Here is a 15,000-nt window from a genome sequence, read left to right on the forward strand (position 1 = left end):
CGCGCTACTTGTAGTTATTTTTTATCTCATCGAGCGTGCCATCCATGATCGCCTGGTCAACGCCTGCTTGCAGTTTTTCAACATAGCTGTCTGGTGTGTTATTACTTAGGCTGTAATAAAGCTGTGATTCGTTTAACACATGCACCACCTCAAACTGGCTGGTATCGATATTGCTCTGGCTCATGATATACGCACTCACATTTTCTTCATAAGCCCACATATCTATCCGACCAGCGGCTAATTGTTTCGCCAACAAGTCCGGTTTAGGGGATAAACGAATTGATTTCTTGCCAACGCCCATCGTTTCTAATAGGTGTTGACCCACATCTTCTCGCACCACGCCAACTTTGTAGTCAGCAAAGTCACTCGCGTTATTGATTGTTATCCCTTTGCTTTTTGGCGCCCAAACCACCACTTTGGTATCGGTAATGGGCCCAACCCATTTAAACTTATCTTCACGCTCTGCGGTGCGTGTGGTTGAAAAAAGGACCGTATTGGGTTCAGACAACGCGGTCGCATAACCACGCGCCCACGGTTGCAATTTCACTTGATCACGGCTAATTGGCTCACCCGCCGCCTTAGTCGCAGCCTCTAGAAAATCAACGGCAATCCCTTTTAACTCACCACGCTCTTCATAATTGAACGGGGGATACACCTCAGTAATATAATCTAAATCGCTTAAATTAGCAGCGAGAGTTGTGGTCGAAAAAACCAGTAAGCTGGCGGCAATAAGTGACTTCATTGAACTACCTCTTTTTACCTTCCATTAAATGTGTACAGCCAACATATTTATTATTAGCTTTCAATCAATTGCTGTCGGTCACTGAGTAGCAAGTTTAAACCGCACTGCATTGTGGTCTATGGCCAAAGTGTAGACGTGTCGCTCTTCTCTTGCGCAACTTTGCTCATACCCACACCGCACATTGAGGTAAAAAAGTTGAATTAGGTCACCATTCATGCCTAAACTTTACCCTTTATTGCAAATCGCTTGGGGCTATCGCCGCCTAACGCACAAAAAGCGTTCGGCACAGGACATAAAAACGCCATGAAGGCACATGATAACGCCCAATATTCGTCATCGACCCAACGAAAAGAACCATCGAGTCTTATCATTCATGAATAATCAAAAACGTCCTCTTTACATCCCCTACGCAGGGCCAGCTCTGCTAGAAACGCCACTGTTAAACAAAGGCAGCGCATTCAGTGTTGAAGAGCGTAAGTTCTTTAACCTTGAAGGATTATTGCCAGACGCGATAGAAAGCATTGAAGAACAAACCGAGCGCGCCTATCAGCAATACCAACGCTTCGAAAACGATATCGATAAGCATATCTATCTTAGAAATATTCAAGATACCAACGAAACGCTGTTTTATCGACTGGTATCGAACCACATCACCGAAATGATGCCTATCATTTATACCCCCACGGTTGGGGCGGCGTGCGAGAACTTTTCCAATATTTATCGCCGCGGACGCGGGTTGTTTATTTCTTATCCAAATCGCGAACGTATTGATGATGTTTTAAACAATGCGTCTCGTCACAATGTTAAAGTGATAGTGGTCACCGATGGAGAACGGATTCTGGGGTTAGGCGACCAAGGGATCGGTGGCATGGGCATCCCTATCGGGAAGCTATCGCTCTATACCGCGTGCGGTGGGATCAGTCCGGCTTATACGCTTCCCATTGTTCTGGATGTAGGAACCAATAACCCACAACGGCTCTCCGATCCCATGTATATGGGATGGCGCCACACTCGGATTAGCGGCCAGGAGTACGATGCATTTATTGAAGAGTTCATCCAAGCAGTACAGCGCCGCTGGCCTGAAGCATTGATCCAATTTGAAGATTTCGCGCAAAAAAATGCCATGCCAATCCTAGAACGCTATAAAGATAAGGTGTGCTGCTTTAATGATGATATTCAAGGGACCGCAGCAGTCACCGTGGGCTCATTAATTTCCGCGTGTAAAGCGGCTGGCACCAAGTTGTCTGAACAGCGGATCACCTTTTTAGGCGCGGGCTCTGCCGGTTGTGGTATTGCAGAAGCTATCATTGCACAAATGGTCGCGGAGGGCATTTCAGATGCACAAGCTCGCTCACGCGTGTATATGGTCGATCGCTGGGGTCTATTAGTCGATGCAATGCCAAACTTGCTCGACTTCCAGCAAAAGCTGGTACAAAAAAGCGAGGCACTAGCGGAGTGGCAGCTAGAAGATAGCAATATCTCACTATTAGACGTGGTTCGAAACGCGAAACCAACCGTGCTCGTCGGCGTATCGGGGGCACCAGGGTTATTCACTGAAGATGTCATTAAACAAATGCATGCCACCTGTCCACGCCCGATTATTTTTCCTTTATCTAACCCCACGAGCCGGGTCGAGGCGACGCCATTTGATATTTTGCGTTGGACCGATGGTCAAGCGCTAGTTGCCACAGGAAGTCCATTTGAGCCCGTCCGTTTAGATAATGGCAAAACCTTCCCCATCGCACAGTGTAACAACAGCTATATTTTTCCAGGCATCGGGCTTGGCGTATTAGCCGTCCGGGCTTCTCGTGTTACCGATGGCATGCTAATGGCCTCATCGCGAGCACTATCCGAATGCTCTCCTCTGGCGAAGCGAGGGATCGGCGCCCTGCTCCCACCGTTGGAGGATATTACCCAAGTATCAAAACGTATTGCGTTTGAGGTGGCTAAAGAAGCGATTGTTGAAGGCGTCGCCGCCGAGCTCTCTGATGAGGCACTGAAAAAGCGCATCGAGGAGAGTTTTTGGTCGCCTGAATACCGAGCTTACAAACGCACCTCATTTTAACCAAAGACTGACAGAAAAAGCGCCTACTCAGGCGCTTTTTTTGCTACCATTCCATCTACTTGCCGCACCCGCGATTATCGAGTGCTGTCCGTCAAAAAAAGGATACAACGCACCATGGCTCTCCGGCGCCTCGTTCGTCAGGCGATAATCACATTGGCTGTACTCATAGCCCTTACTATTATTCTCATGGCGGCTAGCGATATCGCAATCACGCTTAACGCCAAAGGGCGTGTCTACAAAGATGTCGATGTATTGCCCAAACGACAAGTGGGGCTCGTACTCGGCACCAGCAAATATATCGGCAAAACGTCAAATCCTTATTACACCTATCGCATTGAAGCGGCTGAGGCCCTTTATCACGCAGGAAAGATTGACCACCTGCTCCTTAGTGGCGACAACGCTCATCGATCGTATAACGAACCCTGGACGATGAAACGAGATTTACGCGAGGCGGGCATCGCAGAAGAAGCGATCCATCTTGATTATGCGGGGTTTCGGACACTCGATTCCGTTGTTCGCGCCAAGACGGTTTTTAGCCTTCCGCGTTTTACCGTCATCACGCAGCAATTTCATTGCGAACGTGCGCTATTTCTCGCGGATGTTAACAATATCGACGCTATCTGTTACGCGGTACCAAGCCCTAGAGGCTGGGCCGGTACCAAGATCCGCGCCAGAGAAATACTGGCACGCACTAAAGCGGTACTAGACAGTTTTATTCTTAATGTGAAGCCAAAATTCACCGGACCTAAAGCACCGATAGATGGCCTCTCAAACCGATAACCCCCTTCTGACGTTATGACTCGGCGTTTTACTATCGATGCTGTCCGAATCACAATTTTTACATTGTTTTAATTATTTGTTTAAAAACCTGCCTGTAATCGATTAACACCCTGACCAATAAAGCGTATATTAGCCATCGCTTGGTAATCTGTTGTGGCTTGTTTTTGCTTATAAATCCCCGTTATCAAGCGAATAACACAAATATTATAAATGCGTACAATACCTGATAACGTTTGTAAAAGGACGCCCTATGAACTTGCAATCCCTTTATTTACACCCCAGAAAGCTCGACCGAAAAGCCTGGATTTTATTGGCTGATATTGCGCTGTTTTTCTTTTTATATCAGAGCTTACCTTTTACCGCCGACGTAACAACTGGCCTCAGCTTACTGGTCTTTATCGCCGTGCTTTGGCTCACCGAAGCCATTCATGTCAGCATAACAGCGATACTGGTGCCGATCATGGCAGTGGGTCTCGGTGTGTTTGAAACACCGGCGGCGTTGTCAAACTTTGCTAACCCTATTATCTTTCTGTTTCTAGGTGGGTTTGCATTAGCGGCAGCATTGCAAGCTCAAGGGCTCGATAAAGCGATTGCCAATAAAGTATTAACCATCGCCCAAGGAAAAATGTCAGTGGCAGTGATGATGCTCTTTGGTGTCACTGCCGGTCTATCGATGTGGATCAGTAATACAGCCACGACAGCAATGATGCTTCCTTTGGTACTCGGTATCTTACATAAGGTGAATAATCAAAAAGATCATGGCACCTATGTTTTCGTTCTGTTAGGGATTGCTTACTGTGCCAGTATCGGTGGCATCGCGACCATTGTCGGTAGCCCACCAAATGCCATCGCTGCTGCAGAAGCTGGGTTGAGTTTCGCAGACTGGATGAAGCTCGGACTGCCTGTCACGCTTATACTACTGCCAGTGGCTGTTGTTGTGTTGTATTTTTTAACCAAACCGAATCTTAACTACAGCTTTGATGCCGACAAACGCGGCTTTGAATGGACCACGCCACGTTTAACCACCATTGCTATCTTTGCGCTTACGGTGTCGGCGTGGATCTTCAGTAAACCCTTAAATGCCATGCTCGGTGGTCTCAGTAAATTTGACTCGATCGTCGCGCTATCTGCGATCGTACTACTGGGTGCTACCCGAGTGGTAAAGTGGAAGGAAGTGGAAAAAACCGCAGATTGGGGCGTTCTATTATTGTTCGGTGGCGGTATTTGCTTAAGCAACGTACTCAAAGAAACAGGCACCAGTGTATTCTTGGCGAATCACCTCAGTAGCGCGCTGACCGGCTCCGGTTTGTTCTTTACCATGCTTGGTGTCGTCGCGTTTGTTATATTCCTCACAGAGTTTGCCAGTAACACCGCCAGCGCCGCACTGTTAGTTCCCGTCTTCGCGACCATTGCTGAAGCCTTAGGCGTGTCCCCCGTGGCACTATCGGCGTTAATTGCCATTGCAGCATCCTGTGCCTTTATGCTTCCCGTTGCCACCCCTCCTAACGCTATTGTGTTTGGATCTGGGCATATTGAACAACGTGATATGATGCGGGTTGGCATGTACTTAAACCTTGTTTGTATTGTGGTTCTTGCCATTTTTACCCGTTTATTCTGGTAATCTCGCTCACTACCTGGCATTTGCGCCAGGTAGTGTTTTTCGCGTCTTCTCGTCTATCAAAATTGTTTCAATTGAGTTTCAGGTTTACACTAGCGCAACGCTTAATAACCCGTAAACGACTATGGCATTTGCAGAAATTACTGGCTGGGGTAAATGTCTCCCGCCTGCTGTGTTGAGTAATGATGACCTCAGCACCATCTTAGAAACCAATGATGAATGGATCCGCTCGCGCACTGGTATCGAGGCGCGTCGAGTGAGTCATGTAGAAACCTCGGACTTAGCAACCGTTGCTGCCCATCGAGCCCTGGCGGCTGCAGGTATCGATGCGAGCCAGTTAGACTTATTGATTGTCGCGACATGCTCTCCAGATACCTTAATTCCTAACATCGCTTCAAAGGTTCAAGGAAATATTGGCGCCCTACGTGCAGCCGCTTTCGATATGAATGCCGCCTGTACTGGATTCCTTTATGGATTAGAAACGGCCACCAAAATGTTGCAAGCCGGCCATTACCAGCACGCACTGATTATTGGTGCAGAACACCTTACTTGGTACTTGGATTGGAGCAAACGCGATACCGCCGTGTTATTCGGTGACGGAGCGGGGGCAGTCGTGGTGAGCAAAAGCGATCAAGAAGTAGGCTTGTTAGATGCGCAACTCGGATGTGATTCAGCAGGAAGAGACGTATTAGCCATCCCGGCATTTGGCACCGCTATGGACCGTTTTGATCCCGACAATGGGCGTTTTTCGTTTGACTTTATCGGTCGCGATATTTTTAAACGCGCGGTCAAAGGTATGGGCTCTGCGGCAAATCAAGTGCTTGCCCGCAATCAACTTAACGCCGACGACATCGATCTTGTTGTTCCTCATCAGGCGAATAAACGGATTATTGAAACCTTGTGTGAGCATGCCGGTATTGAACTGGATAAAGCATTTATCAATATCCAACATTACGGTAATACGTCTGCCGCTACAATTCCTATCGCCTTGTGCGAAGCGGTAGAACAAGGCGTCGTCAAGTCGCACAGTCAATTGCTCACTGCGGCATTTGGCGCTGGACTTACCTGGGGCGCAGGACTGATTCGCTGGGGTGAGCGAACCACACCTATCGCGCAATCAAATGCAGACCTACCACCCACCGATAAAACGGCACTCGAGCTATTAGACGACGCAATTAATCACTGTCAAAAGTCGAATAAGTAGCAACGCGAGAAAGCTAAGATCCAAAAAGCCGACAATCAAGATGTCGGCTTTTTCTTAGCAGGGTTTCAGTGAGGCATTAGGTTAAATGCAAGAATGCCGCGCCACGCACTCCGCCCGCATCGCCATGCTGTGCTTTGACTATATCAGGCGCATTTGCCGCTGACAGTAAATGCTGAGGTAAGCGCTCGGGAATGGCGTCATAAAGTTCATCAAAATTAGATAAGCCGCCGCCAAGCACAACCATGTCAGGATCGAACGCAGTTAAAATACCGCCTAAAGACATTGCCAACACATCAAAAAAGCACGCGACAAATGCCACTGCATCGGATTCACCCGCTCGGTAGTTTTCGATAATTTCAATCGCTGATAGAGGTTGATAAAAGTGGCCATACAATTGTTCGAATCCGCGCCCTGATAGGTAATTATCTAAGCATCCTTTGTTGCCACATCCACAATCAAACATCGGTGGGTGATCACCAAGACGCAACCAAGCATCAATCGGCATCCGCATGTGACCAACCTCGCCAGCCATCTGGTTTTTACCATTAATCACCTTACCGTTAATGACTAAACCACCACCAAAGCCAGTGCCAAGAATTAAACCCAATACTGTTTTCGCCGACTGCGCTTGCTCATCCCAGGCTTCCGATAACGCGAAACAGTTAGCATCATTACTGATACGGACTTCTCTACCAAGGCGTGCTTCTAAATCTGCACGTAACGATTGTCCATTGGCTGCAGGCACATTAACGGTTAAAACCGTTCCATCTTCTGCTTGTGAGCCAGGAACACCAATACCAATGGTTCCCTGCCCTCCCCATTTAACATCGTATTTTTCTACCAATTGGACGATGGTTTCAACCAACGCCGCATAATCCTGCGTGGGGGTTGGATGACGTTCGGTCGCAATACGATTAAGTTGTTTGTCAAACGCGCCGAACTCAATTTTTGTGCCGCCCACATCAAAGCCGTAATACATGGCTGAATCACCTTCGTGTTTGTTTGTCGTTATATAACCAGATTATCCACCCAAAATAACCTCAAGTCCGTGATTCTGGCCAAGTTTCGTAGTTTTTTAACCAAACGTTAGCCATCGGCATTTTCGTGTGTATCACATTGAGCCTGGCGATGAAGAAGCAGGGACAACGCGTCTCGCTCTGGCAACGCCTTTTGTCGTTTACCTGCCATATAGCGCTCGCTAAATACATCAAACCATTGATTCAAATATGCGGCTGCCATTTGCTCTTGATTTGCGAACAGTGCCTCTGCAGCCACTTCTGCTGTTGCAAGCTGATTCTCGCCGTGAGCATCACGCACTTGATAGCGTGATAATGCCTGAGGTTGAATACTTAAAACCGGAAAACGATCAAGCCAAGGGCTCTTTCTGAAAATCTTTTTCGCTTCTCGCCAGGTTCCATCGATAATAATCAACAGCGGACGTTTACCTGACACGCCTACAGTCGGGACACTCACGACACGCTCAGGCGTCGTGTATTGAGACGGGAAAACCACAAAAGGTTGATAATCGGGATGGGACAGAAGCGCTAACATCTCAGGGTCCGGCTCTGTTCGTGACCAAATAAACGCATAGGTATCGGCGATACAGTCAGCAATCAGCCGGCCGGTATTGCTTGGCTTCAAGACCTCATCGTCATACATCAGCAGCATAAAAGCGGCGTGTGTCTTGTGAGCCGTTCGGTGGGCGCAGATACAATAATGACGAACTAGCATGCACTGCTGACAACGATCAACCCCGGCACCACGGGCTAGATAAGGGCGGGTAGCACGCGAGAGGCGTGCTTTATAAAGGCGCTGAATCGCGTGATTCTGCTCTATTTTTGACATCGCTATTTTTGACATCAAAGTATCTAGGTTATTAGTGGCTGAGTACTAACGAAATTCAACCATGGCGCCATCAAATGAATTTTTGACTAGCGCCACATACTCTTCTAAAAAGCCCACTTGTTCTGCCGTGACAGGTTGCTCCCATTGCCCGGCTAAGACTTCTTCCATATCTTCAACCACACGATCGGCTTCACGGAGTATGGTAAACCTTAACGCGGATGAGAGCCCAGGGTTTTGCTCACAAATGGTCATGATGTTAGAGGCGACGAGATCGTGCACGATATCTGCAATGGTTTCATCGCCAATGGCTTCACCGGGTTGCTCAAAGACGGTGAGATTGAACGCAAAGTGCTCGATCAGTGCCTGATACCCGTCTGAATCTACTACCATGGTTACTTGTCCTTAGACTGTTCATATATCGCTATTGTATCGCGAACATCCGCGATGTGCGCCCCCAGAGGACAAAATTAGAAAGCGAGTCACGCTTCACAGCACATCACGTGCTTTATACTGTTTCCATGCACCTTATACGATATACGATTCGATGCATCTTGTACTATTCGATGCACCTTATATACGATTCCACACGCTCTATAGTATAAGATAGCATGCGCAATAACACGTACTGGCTTATTGATCATGTACATACAGTGGCAAAACTGTGAACGGTAAGCCTTTCTTGCTTATCCATGACACACTTTACTCATGCAAACTGCTGACCCACTCTTCTTTGCAGTATAGCTTTGGTTTGCAGTGATGAAAATAAACCACACACTGAGCTGTTTTCACGGATACGCCCGAATCAATCGCTCACAAGGATGTAGGAAAAAACCATGAAGGTAAACCGTCCGCGCCCATTTAGTAAGAGCATTGTCAGCAAAATCGGATTAATCATGACGTTTATCACGCTGATGGTGCTCGGATTGTCGGTTTCAAGCTATATCATGCAAGAGCGTGTCAATCGTGATGTAGAGCGCGCTACCCATCACGAAATTCCTAGCGCCATTATTACGATGCAGATGCTGCGTTCGGTGAGCGACATGAATGCTAGCATGCTTAAATATGTCATGGGACGGCACGAATCGCTATCGGTGTTTCTAGAGAATCAACAAGACTTTGAAAACGCGCTAAAAGAACTAAAAACCATCAAACCCGATGAAAAACAACAACTCGAAAAAGTCAGTCAACTCTACGAACGCTTTCAACGCATCGCACATCAAAAAGTATTAACCGAGTTTGATCCTGTGGCTGAGCAATGGGCACGCAAGCAATTGATGCGATTATCCATTGATGTCGCTCGCCCAATTGATAACCTCGTTGCCGAACTCAAAGCCACCCAGGAGTTAAAGCAACCCGACAACTTAGCGGTATTACAATACCTCGACGAGCTCGTCGATGAAAACGGCGATATGCTTACCGAGCTAAATCAGTATTTAGAAGGTCGCACGAGTAGCCGTCAATACTTTATGGAAGATATGGTTACCTTTGAGCAATATTTGTCATTAACACAGTTCGAGCTTAATGACCCTGCCTCACTCAAAAAAATTGCGCGATTAAACAATCACTTTACTAGCTTTAAGCGCAGCGGTATTGCCATTTTTAACAATTACCAACCGAACGCCAAAGTCGCTGCCATGAAGGCAGTTCGCACGCTCAGCGATCATGAGTATCATGCGCTAGAGAATGCACTTTCCCGTTTTGCACAAGGCACAGGTAATGAAGTTACCCGCTCAATGACCGACTTACAATCTATTCTTCATTCCAATCAATTGAATCTTGGCTATTTATTGTTATTTATTTTGTTTGTCAGTAGCGGCATGTATTTTTATATTTATCAGTCTTTTACTCAGCCAATCGCCGCGCTGGCAGATTCGATGCAGCGACTGGTCGCGGGTGACATGACACCACCGTCTAGTCATTTTCAAGATAGAACCGATGAAGTCGGAAAGATTGCGCAGAGCTTAGTGATATTCCGAGCCCACATTATCTCGCGCAACCAAGCACGTGAGCAGTTGATAGCAGAAAAGGAACGAGCTGAAAGTGCATCTCGGGTTAAAGCGCAGTTTCTTGCCACCATGAGCCATGAAATACGCACCCCCATGAACGGGGTCATCGGGATGTTGGATCTACTGCGTCGCTCTTCGCTAACCCAATCCCAACACGGGTTGCTGAGCACAGTAAGAGAATCAGCCCTTTCATTGCTTTCGATTATTAACGATATTCTTGATTTCTCCCGCACCGAATCAGGAAAACTGCAGCTGGAGCAGGTTACCTTTTCTCTCTCTGAAACGGTTGATCAAGTGATGGACACGGTGAGCCACAATGCCAAAAAACAAAATGTGACATTGTCACTATTTATTAATCCTGAACTGCCTGACTCACTGATTGGCGATCCTAACCGGCTTAAACAGGTCCTTTATAACCTTGTGGGCAATGCAATTAAGTTTTCTGGCAGTCACCGTGACAAGCTGGGAAAAGTCGATGTCAAAATCACACCGTTCGACACAGGCACACCGGAAAAAACAGGATTGAACGTCACAATAGCGGATAATGGTATAGGCATCAGCCCCGACAAATTAGACACCATATTTCAACCCTTTAACCAAGCAGAATCATCCACTACGCGTGAGTATGGTGGGTCCGGACTCGGCTTGGCGATTTGTAAAAATATTATCGATTTACTCGATGGTGAGATAACGGTTGAGAGTGAACAGGATAAAGGAACCGAATTTCAAGTTCGCTTAAGTTACACCACTGACAGATTGGGTGCACCTCATCCTGCGCCACTTAGTCGTGACGATATCGACACACTGTTTATTTACCTTGATTTACCCGACGGCGAGCTAAAACACGCCATCAACCTCTATCTCAATCATTTAGGTATTGCACATGCGACAGCTAATCCAAACGAGACGCTTATCCTACAAAAGGAGGCATCAAGCACGCCTGCGCTTGTCGCTGCCAGACATGTTCTCTTGATCACTCAGGACACAAGTGACGAGACGCGTTTTGATGCGCTTGGGGTGAAACACATCATTGCGCTACGAGAGAAGCTGTCACTGAATACCCATCCTAACAAATACCTGGTCGAGCTTTTTGCCTCACCGCTCACTTATCGCCGCTTAGTGCATGGGATCCGTGTGTGTTTAGGCTTAGACAGCCCAGAGGTTAGCATGTTGGGGGAATCTCTCGAGCTAAATATTATCCCCGATATGCAAGCAAGAGAGCGCCATGGCAAATCGATACGTGGACATATACTGGTTGCCGAAGACAACCCCACTAATCAACGCGTTTTGACACAACAGCTCCATTATCTCGGTTATCACGTTGTGATGGTTGATGATGGTGAGCAAGCATTGCAGGCTTATCAAAGCACGCGCTTTGATCTGGTCTTAACAGACTGCCATATGCCCAATAAAGATGGTTATGCACTCGCAGCCGCATTGAGAGAGCAGCAGTCATCCACGGGATACGTCCCTATTATCGCTATTACTGCCAATGCACTCAGTGGWGAAGACGCACGTTGTTTTGCAGCGGGTATGGATGATTATATCACCAAGCCCATTGAGTTAGAGCAGCTCGAAAGCCGCTTAAGTCACTGGTTTCACCAAGGTTCCCATTCAACCGCCGACAAAGCGCAAGAGGAAACGTCTACCCCCTCTGTGCAACACGAGATCTCGCCAACCATTTTAGATTTAAGTGTTATCGAACGACTCTATGCCGGCCAGAAACACGCTTATCTTGATATCATTGCGATATTTCGCCGGCGCAGTTTACCGAGCATCAACACGCTGAGCCAGTTAGCGCCGCCGTTTACAGATTGGCAAGATATCAAAGACACAGCACATAAACAGAAGTCCGCGACAGGCAGTATTGGCGCAACAGAATTGCATCAAGCGTGCCTTGACGCCGAACATGCTGCCAACACACAGGACACACAAGCACTTGTCAAAGCGTTAGCGCAGATGCAAACGGCGATCATACGTCTGACTCATGCGCTCGACACGCTTGAGACTTAATGTGTCCAACATCAAAAATAATGAATCGGTGTGATCCCTTATCCGAATATCTAGAAAATCGGTGTACAAACCTCGCGTGCCGGTGCCACACTCAAGGTAAACATCAGCAACCAAAACGGTAGTGAATAATGAGAAAAACCAAAGTTGTCACCTCCGAGGACATCCTGCTCAAACTGTGTCAATCTGCCACAGCAGTGTTAACCAAAGCCACGGACTCTCCTGTACATCATGCCGCAATGGTGCAAAAAATAGTCAAAACCAGTCTTAAGCCGGATATCGGGTGCTTTGTATTATTTGATGGCGGCTTTTCGGGACTCGTCGTGATCAACTTCTCCTCTCAAGCGGCGTTAGAGATTTATCGCAACTATATGCAGCATATGGGGATCCCCGAAGAAGAGCTTGCCACTCAACATACAGCGGATGAAGTCGGTGATGTACTTGGCGAGCTGATGAACCAAATCATCGGTGACTTCACAGGCAAGATTAAGCGCTCAATTCAGACGTCTATCTCGCAAAACCAGCCGAAGATGATGGCGGTGAACAAAAATATTTCCGTGTCTGTCGACAGCAATATTGATAAACCTCAAGCGCGCCGGGTCAGCTTTACCACCGAAAATAATCATATTTTTTATCTAGAACTCGCGATGGAACGCACTGAATTCATTCAGCTGCAAGATTTTGAAGAAGGCGAAGAAGTCGACCCGGATTCTATTTTAGAGGCAGAAACCGTGCGTCAGCTGGAAGGAAAATCTAACGATAAAAATGAAAAGAAAGACAATGGCAGTAACGACTTGTTAGATGAACTCGGGATCTGAGCACGAACGCCCATATAAATTAACATCGAACCTAAAAATCAGCGAGTTACGCCTCAATTCGTGAACAAGTAGCCGTTATTGTTGCTTGTTCGCGACTTTTTTGTGTTTTATCCACTTAATTTTCGACAAAAAACAAAATAACATTTCATCTTTTCCCGCTCACAATAATATTGAATTCATCGCTTTTGTTTCATATAAGTTACCATATTGATCACAACCCTCCCGCTCTATTACTCGTTCTTATCGCTCATAATCGTCTATGAGTGGTTGAATTTTAGGACTTATWTTTAGTAGGTGAATAATTCTGGGTCATTTAGACTGCGCAACAAAATAATAAGGCTGGCAATGATCAGTCCATTATCCTACTGGGCACCCTGCCCACCCACAATCATTCGTGAAAAGGTCGATTCATGAGTCCAGAACACTACCTACTCGACTGGCAAACCAGTCAAACTCACTCTGAAACCATGTATCCGCTGCTGAGCCAGCTCTATCGCCAAAAAGGCGTAGAGATCCAACTCTTTGGCCGTCAGCTTATCAACGCTAGTACCATTGATATTATTAAAGCTCACCGCGTCGCACGTCGTTACACTGGCGGCACATTAGCCCCGAGCCAAACCCTCTCTTTAATCGAAGCGATGGCCGAACTCGACCTGGCCCCGAGTAAAATTGATATTGGCCAGCTGGCGTGGACGTACTGGCAATCACATGACAGTGAGCATGGGATTACTGATTTTCTTCATAGCCAATTGAATCACTTAATCGGCACTGGCAACAGCGTCGAGCCCAAAGATGTGGTGCTTTATGGTTTTGGCCGTATTGGCCGGTTACTCGCACGTCAACTGGTTGAGAAAAGTGGGCCAGGCTATCCATTACGTTTACGTGCGATAGTGGTCCGTGGTGGCAAAGAAGGCGATTTGGAAAAACGCGCCAGCTTATTGCGTCGTGATTCGGTGCACGGTCCATTTAATGGCAGCATTACTGTGGATGAGACCCGTAATGCTCTGATCGCCAATGGTAATTTCATTCAAGTCATTTATGCCAATAACCCAACTGAGGTCGACTATACCCAGTATGGCATTCACCATGCCCTAGTGGTCGATAATACGGGGATGTGGCGTGATGAAGAAGGACTCGGTCAGCATCTTGATAGCAAAGGGACAGACAAAGTCTTGCTAACCGCCCCAGGTAAGGGCGCGCTTAAAAATGTGGTGTTCGGTGTCAATCATGATGTCATTGGTCACGATGACAAAATTATCTCCGCCGCCAGTTGCACCACCAATGCGATTACCCCAGTGCTCAAAGCCATGCAGGATAAATTTGGCATTGATAGTGGTCATATTGAAACCGTCCATTCGTTTACCAATGATCAAAACTTAATAGACAACTACCACAAAGGCGATCGACGTGGTCGTTCAGCATCACTCAACATGGTACTGACGTCGACGGGCGCAGCAAGCGCGGTAGCAAAAGCATTACCGGAACTAAAAGGAAAACTCACTGGCAACTCAGTGCGTGTCCCAACCCCGAATGTCTCGATGGCGATTGCAAACCTCAACCTCAATCACGCCACCAACAAAGATGAAATCAATGCGTACCTGCAAGACGTCGCGCTCTACTCGCCGCTTTCAGGCCAAATCGATTATACCCAATCCACCGAACTCGTCTCGAGTGATTTAATTGGATCTCGCTTTGCTGGCGTGGTAGATAGCCAGGCGACGATTGCCGAGGGTAATCGCTGCGTACTGTACATTTGGTATGACAACGAGTTTGGATACAGCTGTCAGGTCATCCATTGTATGGAGCAAATGATGGGGGTTCGCTATCCTGTGGTCCCTCAGCCGGAATCATTATCATAAGCAACACAGCGTTATCATAAACAACAAAAGGCCCATCAAGGGCCTTTTTTACG

General features: G+C 47.2%; 11 protein-coding genes. 7 read left to right on the forward strand and 4 right to left on the reverse strand.

The window, feature by feature from the left end:
• Positions 1–4: 4 nt before the first annotated feature.
• A complete protein-coding gene (locus BZG77_RS05890; RefSeq protein ID WP_077646550.1) occupies positions 5–742 on the reverse strand; it encodes a substrate-binding periplasmic protein in 738 nt (245 codons plus the stop codon).
• Between the two features lie 373 nt (positions 743–1,115).
• Here BZG77_RS05890 and BZG77_RS05895 point away from each other — a divergent pair, with 373 nt between their 5' ends.
• The 4 genes from BZG77_RS05895 to BZG77_RS05910 all read left to right on the forward strand — a co-directional run bounded on the left by BZG77_RS05895 (position 1,116) and on the right by BZG77_RS05910 (position 6,409).
• Complete coding sequence (locus BZG77_RS05895) at positions 1,116–2,807, forward strand: NAD-dependent malic enzyme (protein ID WP_077646551.1); 1,692 nt, start codon at positions 1,116–1,118, stop codon at positions 2,805–2,807.
• Between the two features lie 114 nt (positions 2,808–2,921).
• Positions 2,922–3,587: a SanA/YdcF family protein gene (locus tag BZG77_RS05900; protein WP_077646552.1), complete on the forward strand. Its 666-nt coding sequence runs from the start codon at positions 2,922–2,924 to the stop codon at positions 3,585–3,587.
• Positions 3,588–3,837: 250 nt separating this feature from the next.
• Positions 3,838–5,208 (forward strand): SLC13 family permease, encoded by a 1,371-nt coding sequence (locus BZG77_RS05905; protein WP_077646553.1) that lies wholly within the window; start codon positions 3,838–3,840, stop codon positions 5,206–5,208.
• A 121-nt stretch (positions 5,209–5,329) separates the two neighbouring features.
• Positions 5,330–6,409, forward strand: coding sequence for a ketoacyl-ACP synthase III (locus BZG77_RS05910; RefSeq protein WP_077646554.1), 1,080 nt, complete (start codon positions 5,330–5,332; stop codon positions 6,407–6,409).
• A gap of 76 nt (positions 6,410–6,485) precedes the next feature.
• On the opposite strand, the gene nagK is transcribed toward BZG77_RS05910, so the two are convergent.
• The 3 genes from nagK to BZG77_RS05925 form a co-directional block, all read right to left on the reverse strand.
• The gene (gene nagK / locus BZG77_RS05915; protein ID WP_077646555.1) at positions 6,486–7,388 is read right to left on the reverse strand and encodes an N-acetylglucosamine kinase; all 903 of its coding nucleotides are present in this window, start codon (positions 7,386–7,388) and stop codon (positions 6,486–6,488) included.
• 107 nt (positions 7,389–7,495) lie between these two features.
• Positions 7,496–8,269 carry a tRNA-uridine aminocarboxypropyltransferase gene (locus BZG77_RS05920; RefSeq protein WP_241844109.1) on the reverse strand — a complete coding sequence of 258 codons (774 nt, stop codon included), beginning with the start codon at positions 8,267–8,269 and terminating at the stop codon, positions 7,496–7,498.
• Positions 8,270–8,299: 30 nt separating this feature from the next.
• The gene (locus tag BZG77_RS05925) at positions 8,300–8,644 is read right to left on the reverse strand and encodes a DUF3802 family protein (RefSeq protein ID WP_077646556.1); all 345 of its coding nucleotides are present in this window, start codon (positions 8,642–8,644) and stop codon (positions 8,300–8,302) included.
• A 443-nt stretch (positions 8,645–9,087) separates the two neighbouring features.
• Between BZG77_RS05925 and BZG77_RS05930 the strand changes: the two genes are divergently transcribed.
• The 3 genes from BZG77_RS05930 to BZG77_RS05940 all read left to right on the forward strand — a co-directional run bounded on the left by BZG77_RS05930 (position 9,088) and on the right by BZG77_RS05940 (position 14,947).
• A complete protein-coding gene (locus BZG77_RS05930) occupies positions 9,088–12,273 on the forward strand; it encodes an ATP-binding protein (RefSeq protein WP_077646557.1) in 3,186 nt (1,061 codons plus the stop codon).
• 128 nt (positions 12,274–12,401) lie between these two features.
• Complete coding sequence (locus BZG77_RS05935) at positions 12,402–13,088, forward strand: DUF3334 family protein (protein ID WP_077646558.1); 687 nt, start codon at positions 12,402–12,404, stop codon at positions 13,086–13,088.
• 410 nt (positions 13,089–13,498) lie between these two features.
• Positions 13,499–14,947, forward strand: a complete 1,449-nt coding sequence (locus BZG77_RS05940) for a glyceraldehyde-3-phosphate dehydrogenase (RefSeq protein ID WP_077646559.1) — start codon at positions 13,499–13,501, stop codon at positions 14,945–14,947.
• Positions 14,948–15,000 lie beyond the last annotated feature (53 nt).

Source organism: Salinivibrio sp. IB643, assembly GCF_001996105.1.
Taxonomy (GTDB): domain Bacteria; phylum Pseudomonadota; class Gammaproteobacteria; order Enterobacterales; family Vibrionaceae; genus Salinivibrio; species Salinivibrio costicola.